General features: G+C 63.1%; 16 protein-coding genes. 8 read left to right on the top strand and 8 right to left on the bottom strand.

What is annotated here, in order from left to right; all coding sequences use genetic code 11:
* Positions 1–10: 10 nt before the first annotated feature.
* Entirely contained in the window at positions 11–1,504 is a 1,494-nt protein-coding gene (gene pdxR / locus AC0NIL_RS00630) for a MocR-like pyridoxine biosynthesis transcription factor PdxR (RefSeq protein WP_024503382.1), read from the bottom strand.
* Between the two features lie 317 nt (positions 1,505–1,821).
* Here pdxR and pgi point away from each other — a divergent pair, with 317 nt between their 5' ends.
* Positions 1,822–3,471, top strand: a complete 1,650-nt coding sequence (gene pgi / locus AC0NIL_RS00625) for a glucose-6-phosphate isomerase (protein ID WP_473573280.1) — start codon at positions 1,822–1,824, stop codon at positions 3,469–3,471.
* 5 nt (positions 3,472–3,476) lie between these two features.
* The gene (locus AC0NIL_RS00620) at positions 3,477–4,199 is read left to right on the top strand and encodes an HAD family hydrolase (RefSeq protein ID WP_013527996.1); all 723 of its coding nucleotides are present in this window, start codon (positions 3,477–3,479) and stop codon (positions 4,197–4,199) included.
* An 86-nt stretch (positions 4,200–4,285) separates the two neighbouring features.
* On the opposite strand, the gene AC0NIL_RS00615 is transcribed toward AC0NIL_RS00620, so the two are convergent.
* The 3 genes from AC0NIL_RS00615 to AC0NIL_RS00605 form a co-directional block, all read right to left on the bottom strand.
* Positions 4,286–5,287: a serine hydrolase domain-containing protein gene (locus AC0NIL_RS00615; RefSeq protein WP_275954118.1), complete on the bottom strand. Its 1,002-nt coding sequence runs from the start codon at positions 5,285–5,287 to the stop codon at positions 4,286–4,288.
* A 135-nt stretch (positions 5,288–5,422) separates the two neighbouring features.
* Positions 5,423–6,160, bottom strand: a complete 738-nt coding sequence (locus AC0NIL_RS00610) for a class I SAM-dependent methyltransferase (protein ID WP_275954117.1) — start codon at positions 6,158–6,160, stop codon at positions 5,423–5,425.
* A complete protein-coding gene (locus AC0NIL_RS00605) occupies positions 6,157–8,163 on the bottom strand; it encodes a long-chain fatty acid--CoA ligase (protein ID WP_063169935.1) in 2,007 nt (668 codons plus the stop codon). The genes AC0NIL_RS00610 and AC0NIL_RS00605 overlap by 4 nt, the downstream gene beginning before the upstream one ends.
* A 453-nt stretch (positions 8,164–8,616) precedes the next feature.
* On the opposite strand from AC0NIL_RS00605, the gene AC0NIL_RS00600 reads away from it, so the two are divergent.
* The 5 genes from AC0NIL_RS00600 (at position 8,617) to AC0NIL_RS00580 (ending at position 13,879) form a co-directional block, all read left to right on the top strand.
* Entirely contained in the window at positions 8,617–10,209 is a 1,593-nt protein-coding gene (locus AC0NIL_RS00600; protein ID WP_013527993.1) for an ABC transporter substrate-binding protein, read from the top strand.
* Between the two features lie 50 nt (positions 10,210–10,259).
* The gene (locus AC0NIL_RS00595; protein WP_063169936.1) at positions 10,260–11,267 is read left to right on the top strand and encodes an ABC transporter permease subunit; all 1,008 of its coding nucleotides are present in this window, start codon (positions 10,260–10,262) and stop codon (positions 11,265–11,267) included.
* 70 nt (positions 11,268–11,337) lie between these two features.
* Positions 11,338–12,192, top strand: a complete 855-nt coding sequence (locus tag AC0NIL_RS00590; protein WP_224618710.1) for an ABC transporter permease subunit — start codon at positions 11,338–11,340, stop codon at positions 12,190–12,192.
* A gap of 2 nt (positions 12,193–12,194) precedes the next feature.
* Positions 12,195–13,049, top strand: a complete 855-nt coding sequence (locus tag AC0NIL_RS00585) for an ABC transporter ATP-binding protein (protein ID WP_024503389.1) — start codon at positions 12,195–12,197, stop codon at positions 13,047–13,049.
* Positions 13,049–13,879, top strand: coding sequence for a dipeptide ABC transporter ATP-binding protein (locus tag AC0NIL_RS00580; protein ID WP_275954116.1), 831 nt, complete (start codon positions 13,049–13,051; stop codon positions 13,877–13,879). The genes AC0NIL_RS00585 and AC0NIL_RS00580 overlap by 1 nt, the downstream gene beginning before the upstream one ends.
* Positions 13,880–13,964: 85 nt before the next feature.
* On the opposite strand, the gene AC0NIL_RS00575 is transcribed toward AC0NIL_RS00580, so the two are convergent.
* The 3 genes from AC0NIL_RS00575 to AC0NIL_RS00565 form a co-directional block, all read right to left on the bottom strand.
* Positions 13,965–15,239, bottom strand: a complete 1,275-nt coding sequence (locus tag AC0NIL_RS00575; RefSeq protein WP_275954115.1) for a cysteine desulfurase-like protein — start codon at positions 15,237–15,239, stop codon at positions 13,965–13,967.
* Between the two features lie 46 nt (positions 15,240–15,285).
* Positions 15,286–15,960, bottom strand: a complete 675-nt coding sequence (locus AC0NIL_RS00570) for an amino acid ABC transporter permease (protein WP_013527987.1) — start codon at positions 15,958–15,960, stop codon at positions 15,286–15,288.
* Between the two features lie 151 nt (positions 15,961–16,111).
* Positions 16,112–16,909 carry an ABC transporter substrate-binding protein gene (locus AC0NIL_RS00565; RefSeq protein WP_275954114.1) on the bottom strand — a complete coding sequence of 266 codons (798 nt, stop codon included), beginning with the start codon at positions 16,907–16,909 and terminating at the stop codon, positions 16,112–16,114.
* A gap of 504 nt (positions 16,910–17,413) precedes the next feature.
* Between AC0NIL_RS00565 and AC0NIL_RS00560 the strand changes: the two genes are divergently transcribed.
* Positions 17,414–18,505 (top strand): LLM class flavin-dependent oxidoreductase, encoded by a 1,092-nt coding sequence (locus AC0NIL_RS00560; protein WP_024503393.1) that lies wholly within the window; start codon positions 17,414–17,416, stop codon positions 18,503–18,505.
* A gap of 24 nt (positions 18,506–18,529) precedes the next feature.
* Here AC0NIL_RS00560 and AC0NIL_RS00555 read toward each other — a convergent pair whose 3' ends face one another.
* The gene (locus AC0NIL_RS00555; RefSeq protein ID WP_063169943.1) at positions 18,530–18,925 is read right to left on the bottom strand and encodes a RidA family protein; all 396 of its coding nucleotides are present in this window, start codon (positions 18,923–18,925) and stop codon (positions 18,530–18,532) included.
* Positions 18,926–18,969: the final 44 nt, after the last annotated feature.

The following is an 18,969-nucleotide window of genomic DNA, read 5'->3' as shown; positions in this document are numbered from 1 at the left end:
CGATGATGGATCAGGCGGCCGCGGGTCTGCGTCCGGCGGCCGTGGCCAGTTCGCGGATGCCTGGCTCGATGTGCTGTAGCGCGATCGACGAGATGCCCAGCCGCATGAAACGCGAAGGCTTTTCAGTGCGATCGAAGAAGCGGTCGCCTGGCTCGATGATGACGCTGCGCGAGGCCGCTGCCTCGGCAAGCCCGCGCGAATCGGTGCCGCGCGGCCCTTCGAGCCACAGCGACGTACCGCCGGCCGAATCGGTCGAACGCCATTCCGGCAGGAAGGCGGAAATCGCATGGACCAGCCGCTTGCGCCGCTCGTCGAAGGCTGACGACAGCCGCCGCACCAGCGCCTCGTGGTGGCCGAGCGACAGGAACAGTGCGACGGCGCGCTGATTGTTGGCCGGCGGATGACGCAGCATGAAGCGGCGCAGCGCCCGGAGCTCCGCGATCAGTCCGGCGGACGCCACGATGTAGCCGAGCCGCAGGCCGGGAGCCAGCGTCTTGGACATAGAGCCGACATAGACCACGCGGCCGGAACGATCGAGGCTCTTCAGCGCTTGCTGCGGTGCCTCGTCGAGAAGCTGGCTGTCATAGCCGTCCTCGATGATGATCTGGTTGTAGCGGTTGGCGCGCGCCAGAAGATCCTGCCGCCGTTCCGCCGACAACGGCACCATGGTCGGGCAATGATGGCTGGGCGTGACGAAGACGAAGCCGGAATCATTGGGAATAGAAGCAGTTACGATGCCGGACTGGTCGACCGGCACCGGCTGTATCTCTGCGCCCGCAAGGCGGAAGATCGAGCGCGCGTCGGGGTAACCGGGGTCCTCCATCGCCACCTTGGAGCCCTTGGACATCAGCAGCGTCGCCAGCATGTAGAGCGCGTTCTGGGCGCCCAGCGTGACGATGATCTCGTCGGGATTGGCGAAGATGCCGCGCCGGGGCAGGAGCCGCGCCTGGATCTGCTCGATCAGCAGCGGATCGTCACGGTCGACCATGTCGGACGCCCAGTTGCGGATTTCCAGCACGGCAAGCGCCATGCGGTTGCACTCGCGCCATTCAGCGGTCGGGAACAGCGCCGGGTCGAACTGCCCGTAGACGAAAGGATAGGACGACTTGATCCAGTTCTCGTGCTTGGCCGGCGGCGGCATGTCGCTTGCGGCGATCTTGCGGCGTGCCTTCCAGTCGATCTCATTGGCCTGGTCGGGCGCCTTCTGGTGCGGCTTGGCCGGTGTCGCCAGCACATCGGGATTGACGAAATGGCCACGCCGCTCGCGCGCCACCAGGAAACCCTGGTCGACGAGCTGCTGGAACGCCAGCACCACGGTTCCGCGCGCCACGCCGAGTTTTTCGGCCAGGATGCGGCAGGAAGGGAGCGGCATCGAAGCGGCGATCTGGCGGTCGAGAATGGCGGCTACGATGGCCTGGCGGATCTGCGCCTGCAGGGTTTGGCCGGATTCGGCCGAAATCCGGAACAGGCCGGACCATATCGCCGTGTCGTTTCGCTGTGGCATGGGAGATTTCCTCGATGGCCAGCCTTTTTCGTTTGGCTGGACCAGCCGAACGTAACCGTGGCACAAGGGGTTGCGCCAATCAATTTTTCTGATCGTTGGGATTTATGCCAGTGATCCTTCACGTCCTTTTGATGCCGCGTTGCGGCATCGTGGGGTGACGCGGCGCTTCATCCCGGCGATGACATGGTGCGTCATGGCGGCGTGTGGGTGTGCGTCATCGCTGCGCATTGATCCGGGTGGAGTTCGGCCCGATAGATTGTCGCGACGACACGCGCCGGAAACATCCGGTCCGTAATGATGGCTCGAGGTCTCGGAGTTTGGCAGTGGATCAATCGTCCTTTCAAAAACAGCTCGCCGCCTTGCGCGACCACCGCGCGGCGGCGCCCGCCAGCATGCGCCAGGCCTTCGCCGCCGATCCCAAGCGGTTCGTGGAATTCTCCGCCACCGACGGCGATCTGCTGCTCGACTGGTCGAAATGCGCGGTCGACGCGACCACCATGGAGCTGCTGGAAAAGGTCGCCCAGGCCGCCGATCTTGAAGGCCGCCGCGCCGCCATGTTCGCCGGCAAGAAGATCAACGTCACCGAGGACCGTGCCGTGCTGCACACGGCGCTGCGCAACCTGACCGGCAAGGGCGTCACCGTCGATGGCCAGGACGTCAAGGCGGACGTCATCGCCGTGCTCGACGCCATGGGCGCCTTTGCCGATGCCGTGCGCTCGGGCAAGGCGGCCGGCGCCACCGGCAAGAAGATCACCGACATCGTCAACATCGGCATCGGCGGTTCCGATCTCGGCCCGGCCATGGCGACGCTGGCGCTGGCGCCCTATCATGACGGGCCGCGCGCGCATTACGTCTCCAACATAGACGGCGCCCATATCCACGACACGCTGAAGGGCCTCTCCGCCGAGACCACGCTTTTCATCATCGCTTCCAAGACCTTCACCACCGTCGAAACGATGACCAATGCGCAGACGGCGCGCGACTGGGTGCAGAAGGCGCTCGGCAAGGAAGCGGTCGGCAAGCATTTCGCCGCCGTCTCGACCGCGCTCGACCTGGTGGCCAAGTTCGGCATCGCGCCCGATCGCGTCTTCGGCTTCTGGGACTGGGTCGGTGGCCGCTATTCGCTCTGGGGCGCCATCGGCCTGCCGGTGATGATCGCTGTCGGCCCGCGGAATTTTCGCGCCTTCCTTGATGGCGCGCATGAGATGGACGAGCATTTCCGCACCGCGCCGGTGCAGGAGAACCTGCCGGCGCTGCTGGGACTGGTCGGCTGGTGGCATCGCGTGATCTGCGGTTACCGGGCGCGCGCCGTCATCCCTTACGACCAGCGCCTGTCCAGGCTGCCGGCCTATTTGCAGCAGCTTGACATGGAATCGAACGGCAAGAGCGTCACCCTCGAAGGCACGGCGGTGACGACGCCGACCGGACCGCTGGTCTGGGGTGAGCCCGGCACCAACGGCCAGCATGCCTTCTTCCAGCTGCTGCACCAGGGCACCGATTTCATTCCGGTCGAATTCCTTGCCGCGGCCATCGGTCACGAGCCCGATCTCAAGCACCAGCATGATCTGCTGCTCGCCAACTGCCTGGCGCAGTCGGAAGCGCTGATGAAGGGCCGCACGCTGGAGGAGGCGCGCGCCCAGATGCTGGCCAAGGGCATGAAGCCGGCCGAGGTCGACAAGATCGCGCCGCACCGCGTCTTCTCGGGTAACCGTCCCTCGATCACCATCCTCTACAGAAAGCTCGACCCGCGCACCTTCGGCCGGCTGATCGCGCTCTACGAGCACCGCGTCTTCGTCGAGGGCACGCTATTCAACATCAACTCCTTCGACCAATGGGGCGTCGAACTCGGCAAGGAACTGGCCACCGGCCTGTTGCCTGTCGTGGAGGGCAAGGAAAGTGCCGCCAATCGGGATGCATCGACCGCTGGCCTTGTGGGATTCATCCAGCATTTGCGTGGCTCGGAGTGAAAAGCTTGGCAGACATCAAGGGAATATTGTTCGACAAGGACGGCACGCTTGTCGACTTCAACGCCACCTGGCTCGGCGTTGCCGACTTCATGGCCATGGATGCGTCGGAAGGCGATCGCTGGAAAGCCGACAGGCTGCTGGCCGCTGCCGGCTTCGATTTCGCCAACAAGCGTTTCAAGCCGGACTCCATCTTTGCCTCCGGCACCAATCTCGACGTCGTCGAATTGTGGTTCCCACGCCTGTCCAACGAGGACCAGATGCTTGCGGTTGCCCGCTTCAACGAGATCACCTCCGTACAAGGCTCGGCGATGGCCGTGGCGCTGCCGGGCATCGTCGATACGCTGACGGCACTGCACAGGAAATCCTACCGGCTTGGCGTCGCCACCAACGATTCGACCAGCGGCGCGGAAAAGACGCTGGTCACGCTCGGCGTCGCTCAATTGTTCGACGCGGCCTATGGCTACGACGCGGTGGCCAATCCGAAGCCGGCGCCCGACACGATCCAGGCCTTTAGCGATCTCACCGGCCTCAAGCCGGCGGAAATCGCCATGGTCGGCGACAACCGGCACGACCTCGAAATGGCACGTGCCGGCGGCTGCGGGCTGGCGGTCGGCGTGCTCTCCGGCACCGGCACCCGCGAATCGCTGGCCGGCATTGCCGATGTGGTTTTGGATTCGGTCGCCGACCTGCCGGATTTTCTCTCGGCACGGGTCAAGGAGACGATCTGACGGACAAGGTCGGGGATCAAATCAACCGGGCTTTCCCCAATAGCCGAGAATAGGTGGACTTTCGACGTTGAAACTGGCGATCCAAGTCACCGGTGTCGGTCTGGCATTGCCGCGAGGACAAGGCGGAGAATATCTCCCATTCGAGCATGACTTATGCCGTGATCGACTCTTGCCGATCTGTGCACGATGACGAGATCAAGCGTTGGAACAACGACAATGTACTGTCCACCGAAGCCGCTCGCATAGAACATCGGCGCATGGACGCTGATGCTGTCGCCGGGCGCATTGGCCGCTGCCGTCCACCAAAGGTAGCCGTAGCCCCTACCTCCTCCAATGTCCGACTGTGGGCGAGTACTTTCCCGAACCCAGCTCTCAGGGACAAGCTGGCGCCCTCCCCAGCGACCACCGTGAAGGTAGAGCAGGCCGACGCGCGCGAGGTCGCGGGCGGTCATGCTGAGCTTGTAGACAGGATGTAGGGATTCCCGGCCCCCGAGATAGTGACCGTCCTCTCGTTCGAAGTCCTGCATTCCGAGAGGACCTGCGACTCGCATGGCAAGCGCCTCGAATACGGTCTGGCCTGTTTGACGCTCCAGAACCGTACCGAGCACGTTGAAATCCCAGTTGTTGTAGAACCAGCGCGAGCCGGGTGCGTGGCTGCCGCGTTCTGGTCGCCCATGGTCCGTATTGTAGACCGAGGGCAGATAGACGCCTGATCGGGCTCCCAGGAGGTCCGCGACTGTGGCTTGCTGCTCAACTTGTGTGAGCGGTTGGAAATCATCGATATGCAGTTCTGCGAGCGTCGCGTTCAGATCTATCCTGCCTTCCGCAATGTAGATGCCGTAGAGGACGTTGATCAGGCTTTTCCGGACGGAAGCCACGCTCGACTTCTGAGCTAAGTCACCCCACTGAAAAACGACGCTTCCGCCGGCGATGATCATCAGAGCTGTTGAGCGACCGTCCGCCAAATCGTGGGCAAGAGCGGCGAGGCGCCGGGTGGACCAGCCGAGGCTTGCCGCCGATACTTCGGCCCACTCTATCTCCGGAAAAATCTGGTCGCTCCTAGCAAAAGGTGCTTGGTCTCCTGCCATTTCTCCTCCGAATCGTCGCCCTTGACCGGAAATTGGGAGAACAAGTTCGAACACAGCACACCTGCCATAAGAAAGGTGGGCGTGCGCAGAGGGTCCAACCCAGTCATCGAGAGCGATCGGGCTTTGCTTCCTCCGTTAGCGCTCTCCCGCCTCAAACGAAAAGACACCGCTCGGCTTAGTCGCAGCCCCCTTCGCGTCGCCGAAATCCGGCACCTTGTATTCGGCGAGCAATCGCAGCCGGGACAGCGGCAGGTCGTTGCGGCGGGGATCTCCGACCAGCACCTCGATGCCGGCCGCCAGGCAGCGGTCGAGGAACGGGATAACCCGCAGAGCAACCTCAGGGCCGTAGAACACGTCGCCGGCAAGCACGAGCTCGACCGCCGGCGGGGGACCCGTGGTAATGTCCTTGTCGACAATGGCGATCTCGACGCCGTTGGCCGCGGCATTGAGGCCGATCGCGGCAACGCCGTTACGGTCGATCTCGGCGGCGATCACTTCGCGCGAACCGGCCTTGGCTGCGGCGATGCCGACAAGGCCGGAGCCGGCACCAAGGTCGAGCACGCGGCGACCGGCTACCGTTTGCGGATGATCCAGTATATGGCGCGCAAGCACCGCGCCGCCGGCCCACACGTAAGCCCAGTAAGGCGGCTGCGGCTCAGGTCCATTGTTGTCCGCCTCGATCGTGTCGTCATCGTCGTCAGCGCTTTGGTGCGTATCGGTAAGCCGTCTCAGGCCACTGGCCGGGTGCGGTGTAAAAAGCTGGATCTCAGGCACCGACGGCACCGGGGCGAGGCGCATGTTCGTCCTGATGAACTCTGCCGGGTCAGGACGGCAAGGTGCATCTACGGCATCCGCGCCGACGGCTGCAATCATTCGCGCAGCGCTCGCCGCAGGATCTTGCCGACCGGCGTCTTCGGCAGTTCGGTGCGGAATTCGATGTATCTGGGCCGCTTGTAGCCGGTCAGGTTCTCGCGGCAAAAGGCGGTCAGTGCCTCGGCGGTCAGCGCCGGATCCTTCCTGACCACGAACAGTTTCGGCACCTCGCCTGAATGCTCGTCCGGCACGCCGATCGCCGCCACTTCGAGCACACCCGGATGCATCGCCACGACTTCCTCGAGCTCGTTGGGATAGACGTTGAAGCCCGAGACCAGGATCATGTCCTTCTTGCGGTCGACGATCTTGGTGTAGCCGCGCTCGTCCATGAAGCCCATGTCGCCGGATTTGAAGTAGCCGTCCTTGGTCATCACCTTGGCGGTCTCATCCGGCCGGTTCCAGTAGCCCGCCATCACTTGCGGCCCCCGGATGCAGACTTCGCCGACCTCGCCGAGCGGCAAATTGTTGCCGTCTTCGTCGCGGATGGCGATCTCCGTCGAGGGCAGCGGCAAGCCGATGGTGCCGGTGAAGTCGCCGGCGGTGAACTTGTTGGCGGTGGCCACCGGCGAGGTTTCCGAGAGGCCGTAGCCTTCGGTGACCGAACATCCGGTCAGCGCCTTCCAGCGTTCGGCGACGCCCTTCTGCACCGCCATGCCGCCGCCCAGCGTCAGCACCAGCGGCTTGAAGTCGAGCTTGCGGAAATCCTCATTGTTGAGCAGCGCGTTGAACAGCGTGTTGAGGCCGGGAAAGATGTGCACCGGATATTTCTGCAATTCCTTGACGAAGCCTGGGATGTCGCGCGGATTGGGAATGAGCACATTGCGGGCGCCCTGCTGCATGCCCATCAGCGCGTTCACCGTCAGCGCGAAGATATGATAGAGCGGCAGCGCGCAGATGAAGTTGGGATGCGCGGGTTTCGGCTTGATCGTGTAGGCGTCCTCCATCCACTGCGCGTTCTGCGCGACGTTGGCGAGCACGTTGCTGTGCAGCAGCGTGGCGCCCTTCGAGACGCCCGTGGTGCCGCCCGTATATTGCAGGAAGGCGACATCGTCGGCTGCCACCTTGGCCGGCCTGAAGCCCATACCGGCGCCGGCCTTCATGGCGGCATTGAACTTGACATGGCCGGGCAGCGACCATGCCGGCACCATCTTCTTCACGCGGCGCACGACGAAATTGACGATTGTGCCCTTCAGCCCGCCAAGCATGTCGCCCATCGCGGCGACCACCACATGCTTGACCGCGGTCCTGGCGATCACCGCCTGCAAGGTGTTGGCGAAGTTCTCCAGGATGACGATGGCTTGCGCCCCGGAATCCTTCAGCTGGTGTTCGAGCTCGCGCGGCGTGTAGAGCGGATTGATGTTCACCACCACATAACCCGCTCGCAAGATCGCCATCATCGCCACCGGATATTGCAGCACGTTGGGCATCATCAGCGCGACGCGCGCGCCTTTCTGCAGGCCCTTCGATTGCAGGTAGGCGCCGAAGGCCGCCGACAGCCGCTCGACATCGGTGTAGCTGATGGACTTGTCCATGCAGGTGAAGGCCGGCTGCGCGGAAAACTGCTTGCAGGCGGCGACGAGGAAATCGCCGATCGAGCTGTAGGGCAGGGCGCCGATCTCCGCCTGCACGTTTTTCGGATAGCTCTTGAGCCACGGCTTTTCCGGCAAGCCGGCGGCCAACGCCGTCAGCGCTTTCGGCAATCGGTTGGCGGTGGCGTCGGCCGGCTTTGCCGCCGGTGGGGCCTTCACCGCTGCCGCGGCCTTCGACGCCGGCCTGGCAGCGGGCTTTGCCGCACCCGCTTTACGCCCCGGCGCCGTCTTCCCGGCCGCAGCCTTGGCCGGGGCTTTCACCGCCGGCTTTGTGCTTGCCCTTACAGGTGCCGCGGCCGCCTTCGGCTTGGCGGCTTTGGCAACGGGTGCTTTCGGCTTGGCAGTACCGGCTGCTTTCGACGGCGCCTTGGCTCCCGCTTTCACCGGCGCCGTCGTCCTTGATGCTTTTGCCAACCGTTCCTCCCTGGACAAGTCTTGTTCATCCGTGCCGCACTCGCCCCTGAATTGGCAAGGGCGTCCTCCGCTGCGGCCGCTACACCCTATGTATTGCCTCCCTTGGTGAGCGTGCAAGTCTTGCCCTTGCGGCAACGCGGCGAAAGATTTGCCGTCGAAAGTCTTTGCCGCCGCCAGCGCTCCAGGCGGTGTCCTGACGCATCCCACGGCCGCTCGGAAGCGCCGGGAACATTTATATCGTCAGCCTGGCGATCAATAAAAAAATTCGGCTGTTAATAATCTCGTGAACGGAAGAAACGGCTAATTTTTTCTGCAATTTGGCAAAGTTGCGGATTTTTTTCCTGCTTCCCGCGGGGTAAGCAAACGGGGTGTTCCAAAGCCGGAAAAACGGTGCTTATATGCGCGCTTCGCGAGCCTGATAGAGGGGCTTGGAAGAACATCAGGGAGTGCTCAATGAATAAGAAGCTGACTTTTGCAGCCGCGTTGCTGGCTGCAAGCGTCCTGGGCGGCATGGCCAATGCGAAAACTCTGGTCTACTGCGCGGAAGCTTCGCCGGAAGGTTTCGATCCGGCGCCGTATACCGCAGGCCAGACGTTCGACGCGTCCTCGCGCACCGTCTTCAACCGCCTCGTCGAATTCGATCACGGCAAGACGACGACCTCGCCGGGCCTGGCCGAAAGCTGGACGATCTCCGACGATGGCAAGGAATATGTCTTCAAGCTGCGCAAGGGCGTCAAATTCGCCGCCACCGACTATTTCACCCCGACGCGCGACTTCAACGCCGACGATGTGGTGTTCTCGTTCGAACGTCAGGTCGACAAGAACGGTCCCTGGTTCCAGTACATTCCGGGCATTGCCTACCAGTATTACAATGACCAGTTCGGCGACAACATCACCAAGGTCGAGAAGGTCGATGACCTGACGGTGAAGTTCACCCTCAAGGAGCCGGCGATCACCTTCATTCCGACGCTGGGCATGGATTTTGCGTCCGTCGTCTCCAAGGAATATGCCGACAAGCTGCAGGCCGACAAGACGCCTGAGCTGTTCAACCAGAAGCCGATCGGCACCGGCCCGTTCATCTTCGTCGACTACCAGACCGACGCCGCCATCCGCTACAAGGCCAACCCGGACTATTGGGGCGGCAAGCAGAAGATCGACGATCTGGTCTTCGCCATCACCACCGATCCGGCCGTGCGCGCGCAGAAGCTCAAGGCCGGCGAATGCAACATCATGTCGTACCCGGCACCGGCCGACATCGCCGGCCTGCAGGCCGATGCGAACCTGAAGGTCGAGGAGCAGGAAGGCCTCAATGTCGGCGCGCTGATGTACAACACCCAGCAGAAGCCGTTCGACGACGTGCGCGTGCGCAAGGCGCTCAACATGGCCATCAACAAGAAGGCCATCATCGACGCGGTCTTCCAGGGTGCCGGCCAGGTGGCGGTCAACCCGATCCCGCCGACCATGTGGTCCTACAACAAGGAAGTGAAGGACGATCCGTACGATCCGGATGCAGCCAAGAAGCTGCTTGAAGAGGCCGGCGTCAAGGACCTCAAGATGAACGTCTGGGCCATGCCGGTGTCGCGCCCCTACATGCCGAACGCGCGCCGCACCGCCGAATTGATCCAGGCGGACTTCGCCAAGGTCGGCGTCACCGTCGAGATCGTCAGCTACGATTGGGGTGAATACCTCAAGCGCGCTTCCGCGGTTGATCACGACGGCGCCGTCATCGTCGGCTGGACCGGCGACAATGGCGATCCGGACAACTTCCTCGGCGTGCTCCTGAGCTGCGCTTCCGTCGGTTCGAACAACCGCGCGGAATGGTGCAACAAGGACTTCGATGCGCTCATCAACAAGGCCAAGACCGTTTCGGACCAGGCCGAGCGCACCAAGCTCTATGAACAGGCACAGGTCATCTTCAAGGAACAGGCACCCTGGGCGACGCTCGCTCACTCCAAGGTGTTCATGCCGATGCAGAAGACCGTCACCGGCTTTGCGATGGATCCGCTCGGTATCCACCGCTTCGACGGCGTCGATATCGCCGAATAAGGTTGCGAAACGGGGGCGCCACCATGTGGTGACGCCCCCACTCGCCCGCCATGCTGCGTTATATCCTCGGCAAGCTCGCCCTCATCATCCCGACCTTCATCGGGATAACCATCCTCGCCTTTGGCTTCGTGCGCATCCTGCCCGGTGATCCGGTGCTGGTGCTTGCGGGCGAACGCGGCCTGTCGCCCGAACGCCACACGGCGCTCATGCACCAGTTCGGTTTCGACCTGCCGATCTGGCAACAATATCTGACCTATCTGACGAACATCCTCGGCGGTGATTTCGGCACCTCGTTTTCCACCAAGACACCGGTGCTCAAGGACTTCCTTGTCCGCTTTCCGGCAACGGTCGAGCTCGCCATCTTCGCCATGATCTTTGCCGTCATCCTGGGTGTGGCCGCCGGCATTTTCGCTGCCATCCGCCGAGGCTCCTGGTTCGACCAACTGACCATGGGCACGGCGCTGGCCGGCTATTCCATGCCGATCTTCTGGTGGGGTCTGCTGCTGATCATCGTGTTCTCCGGCATGCTGCACTGGACGCCGGTTTCAGGCCGCATCGACCTCCTCTACTTCTTCAAGCCGGTGACCGGCTTCATGACCATCGATTCCCTGATCTCGGGCCAGAAGGGCGCCTTCCGTTCGGCGCTGTCGCACCTGATCTTGCCGACCATCGTGCTCGGCACCATTCCGCTCGCCGTCATCGCGAGGCAGACGCGCTCGGCGATGCTTGAGGTGCTGGGTGAGGACTATGTCCGCACCGCGCGCGCCAAGGGCCTGGCGCCGCGTAGGGTCATCGGCCTGCACGCCTTCCGCAACGCGCTGATCCCGGTCGTCACCACCATCGGCCTGCAGGTCGGCACGCTGCTCACCGGCGCCATCCTGACCGAGAGCATCTTCTCCTGGCCCGGCATCGGCAAATGGATGATCGACGCCATTTCCAAGCGCGACTATTTCACCGTGCAGGGCGGGTTGCTTTTGATCGCGTTGATCGTCATGTCGGTGAACCTCATCGTCGACGTGCTCTACGCCGTCATCAACCCACGCATCCGGGCCAACTGACATGAGCAATGAAGGCCCCGCCACCATCGAAGCCGCGACCGTCGTCAAGCCGCAGGACGCCAGGTTGCAGATGTTCGGCGAGTTCTGGCATTACTTCTCCGTCAACAAGGGCGCGGTGATCGGGCTCTTCGTCTTCGCGCTGCTGATCCTGATCGCCATCTTCGCGCCGCTGCTGGCGCCGCATTCGCCGGACGATCAGTTCCGCGACTTCTTCCTGACGCCGCCGGCCTGGCAGGAGGGCGGCAATGCGCAGTTCCTGCTCGGCACCGACGCCGTCGGCCGCGATATGCTGTCGCGCCTGATCTACGGCTCGCGCTTCTCGCTCGCCATCGGCTTCGTCGTTGTCACGTCAGCGCTGATTTCAGGCGTCATCCTCGGCCTGCTCGCCGGCTACTGCCGCGGCTGGGTCGACACGCTGATCATGCGCATCATGGACATCATCCTGGCCTTCCCGTCGCTGCTCTTGGCCCTGGTGCTGGTCGCGGTGCTTGGCCCCGGCCTCGTCAACGCCATGATCGCCATCGCCTTCGTGCTGCAGCCGCATTTCGCCCGGCTCACCCGCGCCGCCGTGATGGCCGAAAAGACCCGCGAATATGTCGTCTCGGCCAAGGTCGCCGGCGCCAGCCATCTCAGGCTGATGCTGGTCACCATCCTGCCAAACTGCATCGCGCCGTTGATCGTGCAGGCGACGCTGTCCTTCTCCAACGCCATCCTCGAGGCGGCGGCCCTTGGCTTCCTCGGCATGGGCGCGCAGCCGCCGACGCCGGAATGGGGCACCATGCTGGCCGAAGCGCGCGAGTTCATCCTGCGCGCCTGGTGGGTGGTGACCTTCCCCGGCCTCGCCATCCTGATCACCGTCTTTGCCATCAACCTGATCGGCGACGGCCTGCGCGACGCGCTCGACCCCAAGCTGAAGAGGTCGTGAGCATGCCTCTGCTCGAGATCAAGAACCTCACCGTTTCCTTCGACACCGCGGCCGGACCGTTCATGGCCGTGCAAGGTATCGACCTGTCGATCGAGCCGCGCGAAGTGCTGGCGATCGTCGGCGAGTCCGGCTCCGGCAAGTCGGTGTCGATGCTGGCGGTGATGGGGCTGTTGCCCAACACGGCAACCGTCAAGGCCGACCGCATGGCCTTCGACGGCGTCGATCTGCTGAAGCTCAGCCCGTCCGAACGGCGCAAGATCGTCGGCAAGGACATCTCGATGATCTTCCAGGAGCCGATCGCCAGCCTCAATCCGTGCTTCACCGTCGGGTTCCAGATCGAGGAGGTGTTGCGCTTCCACATGGGCATGGACCGCGCCCAGCGCCGGGCGCGTGCCATCGAACTGATGAAGCTGGTCGGCATCGCCGACCCTGAAGAGCGGCTGAGTTCCTTCCCGCACCAGATGTCGGGCGGCCAGTGCCAGCGCGTCATGATCGCCATCGCCATTGCCTGCAATCCGAAACTGCTGATCGCCGACGAGCCGACCACGGCGCTCGACGTCACCATCCAGAAGCAGATCCTCGATCTGCTGGTTTCGCTGCAGGCCAAATACGGCATGGGCCTGATCATGATCACCCACAATATGGGCGTGGTGGCCGAGACCGCCGACCGCGTCATCGTCCAGTACAAGGGCCGCAAGATGGAAGAGGCCGACGTGCTGTCGCTGTTTGAATCGCCAAAGAGCAATTACACGCGGGCGCTTTTGTCGGCGCTGCCGGAAAACGCCGTCGGCGACCGGCTGCCGACCGTTTCCGACATGATGTTCGAGCCGGCGCCTTCTGCTGCGGGAGCCACCTGATGAGCACCACGGTTCTCGAAGGCAAGAACATCGTCCGCGACTACCACATCGGCGGCGGCCTGTTCACCGGGCCGCGCACCGTGCACGCGGTCAAGGGCGTCTCGTTCAAGGTCGACAAGGGCAAGACGCTGGCCATTGTCGGCGAAAGCGGCTGCGGCAAGTCAACGCTTGCCCGCATCATCACGCTGATCGATCCGGCGACATCGGGCGAATTGTTCATCGACGGCAACAAGGTTGACATCGCCAAGGGGGGATTGACCAAGGAGATGCGCCGCAAGGTGCAGATCGTCTTCCAGAACCCCTACGGATCGCTCAATCCGCGCCAGAAGATCGGCGACGTGCTGGGCGAGCCGCTTTTGATCAACACCGACAAGCCGGCGTCCGAGCGGCGCGACCTTGCGATGAAGATGCTGAAGAAGGTTGGCCTCGGCCACGAGCACTACAATCGCTATCCGCATATGTTTTCCGGCGGCCAGCGTCAGCGCATCGCCATTGCCCGCGCGCTGATGCTGAACCCGAGCCTGCTGGTGCTCGACGAGCCGGTCTCGGCGCTCGATCTGTCGGTGCAGGCGCAGGTGCTCAACCTGCTTGCCGACCTGCAGCATGAGTTCCAGCTGACCTATGTCTTCATCAGCCACGATCTGTCCGTGGTGCGTTACATCGCCGACGACGTGATGGTGATGTATTTCGGCGAAGCGGTCGAATACGGCTCGCGCGACGAGGTCTTCGCCGACCCCAAGCACAGCTACACCCGGACGCTGTTCGCGGCGACACCGCGCGCCGACGTCGCGTCGATCAAGGCGAGGCTGGCGAAGAAGAAAGCGGCTTAACGTCTCTTCGTCATCCTCGGGTCTGCACTGTGTCGCTACGCTCCCTTGTTCCGCCCATGGATGACGACGCTGGAGAGACCGCCTCTCACGACAGCTTGGCGATGATGGCGCGCAGCGCCTCGCCGAATTTATGGATCTCCTCGACTGTATTGTAATGCACCAGCGAGGCGCGGATGGCGCCGCTGTCCATCGAGAGATTGAGACGCTTCATCAGCCGTGGCGCGTACATGTGGCCGTCGCGGATGCCGATCTGCATCTCGGCCATTTCCTCGACGATCCGTTGTGGTGACAATTTGCCGATGTTGAAGCAGAAGGTCGGCACGCGCTCGGTGATCCTGGCCTCGTCGGCAACGCCGTAGATGGTTGCCCCGCAACCTTTCAGCACGGCCAGCATCTCGCGCGCCAGCACCAACTCATAGTCGCGGATGGCGCCCATGCCGGCAACGATGTTGTCGCGCCGGGAGCGGTTGTTGGACGGCGCCAGATTGCGGCCGATCAGTTCCAGGTACTGCACGGCGGCATCCATGCCGGAGACGTTCTCGTAGATGAAGGTGCCGGCCTCGACCTTGTAGGGCGGCTCGTCGGGGATGAAGTCCTCGCGGAAGGTCGGCAGCCGCTTCAGCGTTTCGAAGCGGCCCCACAGGAAGCCCATATGCGGCGAGAAATTCTTGTAGCCGGAGCAGACGAGATAGTCGCAGTCCCAGGCCTGCACGTCGATCAGTCCATGCGGCCCGTAATGCACGCAGTCGAGGAACACTTCGGCGCCGGCCGCATGCGCGATCTTGGCCACCGAAGCGACATCGACGATCGAGCCGATCGAGTGCGCCGTGACCGTGCAGGCGATCAGGCGGGTGCGGTCCGAAACCAGCGGACGCAGATCGTCGACATGCAGATTGCCGTCCTCGCGCATCCGCCACCATTTGAATTTCGCGCCGGCCGATTCCAGCGCCAGCCAAGTCGCGATGTTGGCGTCATGATCCATGTCGGTGACGACGATCTCGTCGCGCTCTTGCAGCATCTGGCCGATGCCGAGGCTGACCAGGCGGATGAACGAGGTGGCATTCATGCCGAAGCAGATTTCCGCCGGGCTGTAGGCGTTGATGAGCAGAGCGACGCTTGTCCGCGCATCGGCGACCGATTGGTCGACGGTGACGCTGCGGCCATAGCGGCCGCCACGCTGCACATTGTGCGAAACCAGATGATTGGTCACCGCGTCGAGCACGCTCTGCGGGATCTGCGCGCCGGCGGCGTTGTCCAAAAAGATGAAATCGCCGGCCCGCTGCAAGGCTGGAAACATGGCGCGGATGGTGTCGACGGGGAACGCGGTGGCATTCGCATTGTCGGTTTGGTGCTTATTCACGGGTAGGCTCCTGCGGAGGGCTTGGACGGGGATCAGGTGGCGGAGGTCAGCGCTTCTTTTCGGTCTTGAAGCGCTCTTCAAGCAGGCTGACGAGGCGGACCATCGGCCAGAGGAAGATGAGATAGACAAGCGCGGCGCCGATCAGCGGCGATGGGTTGGCGTAGAGCGACTGCGCGTTGGTCGCTTCCTTCAAGAGTTCCGGCAGCGCCACGGTGGAGGCGAGCGAGGTGTCCTTGAACATCGAGACGCAGTTGCTGGTCATCGGCGGGATGACGACGCGGATCGCTTGCGGCAGCACCACCTTGCGCAAGGTCAGGAGGAACGGCAGGCCAAGCGCCTGCGACGCCTCGAACTGGCCGCGCGGAATGCTTTCGATACCGGAGCGGAACACCTCGGCCGAGTAGGCCGACATGATGAAGGCGAAGGCTGTCACCGCCGATGCCCAGGACGACAGGCGTATGCCGAGGAAGGGCAGCGCATAGTAGATCAGGATCAGCACGACCAGCACCGGCAGGGCGCGGAAGATGTCGGTGTAGCCGACCGCGAGCCAGCGCAGCGGCTTCGGCGCATAGAGCCGCACCAGGCTGATCCCCAGGCCGATGGGGATGCCGATGCCGATGCTCAAAATGCCGAGCAGCAGCGTGTTCAGGAAGCCGCGCAGCAGCGCCGGCAGGCTGGACATGATGACGTCGGGGTTGAAGAAGGTGTCGATCAGCGACATGGGAGCGTTCCCGAACCCCAGAGCAAAGAATGCTCACGTTAAACTCGATGGGCCCGCCGAGGGCAGGAGATCTGCGGCAGAAGCCGGCGGCCAGGCGTGAAAGAATCGTGCCGGCCTGGAAAGCCGGCACGATGTTACCGCAGCTTTCAGCTCAGGCCTTCGGCAGCGGCATTTCCTTCATGGTCGAAGAGTCGGCGGGCGCGTCGCTGCCGAACCACTTCTTGTGGATCGCGGCCAGCGTGCCGTCCTTCTTCATCGCGCTCAGCGCATCGTTCAGCTTGCCGAGCAGCGGGTGGTCCTTGGTCATCATCAGGCCGTATTGCTCACCGGTCTTGATGCGCTCCTTGACCACCAGGTCCTTCATCTTGGTGAAGGAATATTCCATGCCCGGAATGTCGCTGACTGCCGCATCGACGCGGCCGGCGCTGAGGTCGAGCAGCAGGTTCTGCTGCGTGTCGTAGCCCTTCACGTCGCTGAAGCCGTCGGCTTCCTGATGCGCCTTGACCCAGGTTTCGCCGGTCGAACCGGACAGCACGCCGATGATCTTGCCCTTGAGGTCGGCCTCGGCCTTGATCGGGCTGTCGGCCTTGGTGGCGATGCCCATATCGGAATCATAATAGGGCTGCGTGAACGACTGTGACTTCAGCCGCTCCGCCGTGATGGTGATCGACGAGATGGCGACGTCGATGCGCTTCGAGGTGGTGGCGGCAAACAGCGCCTGGAAACCGAGATCGGCGATGTCGGTGGTCATGCCGATGCGCTTGGCGGCTTCGTTGACGATGTCGACCTCGAAGCCTCCGAAAGTGCCGCTCTCGTTCTTGAATTCGAAGGGCGGGTTGGTCGGGTAGGCGCCGACATTCAGCACATCGGCGGCATAGGCCGTGGCGGGGCCGGCGGCGATGCCGATGGCGGCGGCGAGAAGAAGCAATTTGCGACGCGTGAAGCTCATTTTTGTTCCCTCTGTTGTTGATCGGGCGGGTTGCTCCCGCACGGTTTTTTGCCGCCCCGCTTCACGCAGGGCGTCAATTCATGGCAGCGACCATGCGGTCACGGTTGGCGATGTTGTGTGTTGCAGACCGCGAATCCGCGCGCACGTCATCGAAGGCAGGGCGCGTGTTGGATGATGACTGGGGCAGTATGAACGACAAGAACTGAGACTCCCACCCGGAGCACCCACGATGGCTGGCCGGCACGATGGACTGGTCTGCTCGATGGACAGGCCGGCAAGCCCGTCCGGCACGGCAAACGCCATCGACTCCGGAATGCTTATCCAAAGTGCGGCGCTTTTCAAGGCGAAAGTTTTAAGCTTAAAAAGCTGCGATGTCCGTTGCGTGGTGGACACGGTGCGGCCCGCTGGAACCGATACCCGCGAGCGATGGTGACGCCAAGCTATTTCAGGCTTGAAATATTTCTGCGCGGGCCTAGCGTGCGATCTTCGCCGGGAGGCAGCGACGTGAACAAACCACACCCTTTGCACGGCCCGAACAGACTGAAGCTTGGCGTCTTTTCGACCAATGCCGATGGCGGGCTTGCCATCACCGATGTGCCGGAGCGCTGGGCGGCGAGCTGGCAGGACAATGTGACCGCAGCCCAGATCGCCGACCGCGCCGGGCTGGAGTTCATGCTGCCGATCGCGCGTTGGCGCGGCTTCGGCGGCCGCAACAAGGTGCGCGAATGGTCGTTCGAGACCTTCACCTGGGCGGCGGCACTCGCCATGGCCACCGAGCAGATCGGCCTGTTCATGACCGTGCATGTGCCGCTGGTGCATCCGCTCTATGCCGCCAAGGCGCTGGCGACGGTCGACCATATTAGCCAGGGCCGCGCGGGCTTGAACATCGTCTGCGGCTGGAACCCGAAGGAATTCGGCATGTTCGGCACGCCTTTGGTCGAGAAGGGCTACGATCAGGCGGCCGAATGGATCGAAATCCTGGAAAAGCTTTATGCGTCGGCCGAGCCGCTCGATTACGAAGGCACTTATTACCGCCTCAAGGAGGCTGTCAGCCGGCCGGCCAGTCTGCAGGTTCCGCGCCCCGTGACCATGAACGCCGCCTTCGGCGGGCCGGGCCGCGATTTCGCTGCCGCCCGGTGCGATTATCTGTTCACGACATTTTCGGAAATGAGCGATGCCGGCAAGCATGTCGCCGACATCAGCGAGCGGGCCGATAAGGCAGGCCGCGATGTCGGCGTCTACACCGTGGCGCATGTCGTCTGCCGCCCGACGATGGAAGAGGCGCAGGCCTACTACACGCGCTACGCCGTCGATATGGCCGACCATGACGCCGTCGATGCCCACATGGCCGGCAAGAAGGAATTCTCGCAATCGCACGACCCGCACGCCTATGACCGCTACCGGCAGCGTTTCGCCGGCGGCGCCGGCACCTACCCGCTGATCGGAACGCCGGAAACGATCGCCGCCGACATGGTCGCCATTGCCGGGCACGGCTATCAGGGCATCGCGCTGTCCTTCGTCAACTACACGCAAGAACTGCCCTATTTCTGCGATCACGTGCTGCCGATCTTGAGGCAGGCGGGGCTTCGCGAATAATTTATTCCTGAGGCAGCCAATAATTTATTCCGGAATGACGGCGGTGGCCTGGATTTCGATCTTGGCGCGATCCTCGACCAGCGCCACCACCTGCATGGCGGCCATCGCCGGAAAATGCCGGCCGATGACCTCGCGATAGGCCTCGCCGATACCCCTGAGATTGGCAAGGTATTCGGCCTTGTCGGTGAAGTACCAGGTCATCGAGGTGATGTGCTGCGGCCCCGCGCCGGCTTCCGCCAGCACCGCGACGATGTTCTGAAGCGTTTGCCGCACCTGGCCAACAAAATCGTCGGTTTCGAACTGGCATTGGCCGTTCCAGCCGACCTGTCCGCCAACGAAGACGAGCCGACCGCGCGCCGCGACGCCGTTGGCGTAGCCGACAGGTTTGGCCCAGCCTTCCGGCTGCAAAATCTGGTGCATTTCAGTCTCCCGATTCGTCAAAACTCGGTTCGCAATATCCATTG

The organism is Mesorhizobium sp. WSM1343, from assembly GCF_055901535.1.
The sequence above is the reverse complement of the archived record's forward strand: the minus strand, read 5'-3'. Positions and strand labels throughout refer to the sequence as shown.

Coding starts and splice junctions, on each gene's coding strand:
- AC0NIL_RS00590 (WP_224618710.1), top strand. CDS start 11,338: ATGTTCGGCGAGTTCTGGCATTACTTCTCCGTCAACAAGGGCGCGGTG.
- AC0NIL_RS00555 (WP_063169943.1), bottom strand. CDS start 18,925: ATGCACCAGATTTTGCAGCCGGAAGGCTGGGCCAAACCTGTCGGCTAC.
- AC0NIL_RS00610 (WP_275954117.1), bottom strand. CDS start 6,160: ATGATTGCAGCCGTCGGCGCGGATGCCGTAGATGCACCTTGCCGTCCT.
- AC0NIL_RS00580 (WP_275954116.1), top strand. CDS start 13,049: ATGAGCACCACGGTTCTCGAAGGCAAGAACATCGTCCGCGACTACCAC.
- AC0NIL_RS00615 (WP_275954118.1), bottom strand. CDS start 5,287: ATGGCAGGAGACCAAGCACCTTTTGCTAGGAGCGACCAGATTTTTCCG.
- pdxR (WP_024503382.1), bottom strand. CDS start 1,504: ATGCCACAGCGAAACGACACGGCGATATGGTCCGGCCTGTTCCGGATT.
- AC0NIL_RS00570 (WP_013527987.1), bottom strand. CDS start 15,960: ATGTCGCTGATCGACACCTTCTTCAACCCCGACGTCATCATGTCCAGC.
- AC0NIL_RS00565 (WP_275954114.1), bottom strand. CDS start 16,909: ATGAGCTTCACGCGTCGCAAATTGCTTCTTCTCGCCGCCGCCATCGGC.
- AC0NIL_RS00600 (WP_013527993.1), top strand. CDS start 8,617: ATGAATAAGAAGCTGACTTTTGCAGCCGCGTTGCTGGCTGCAAGCGTC.
- AC0NIL_RS00595 (WP_063169936.1), top strand. CDS start 10,260: ATGCTGCGTTATATCCTCGGCAAGCTCGCCCTCATCATCCCGACCTTC.
- AC0NIL_RS00585 (WP_024503389.1), top strand. CDS start 12,195: ATGCCTCTGCTCGAGATCAAGAACCTCACCGTTTCCTTCGACACCGCG.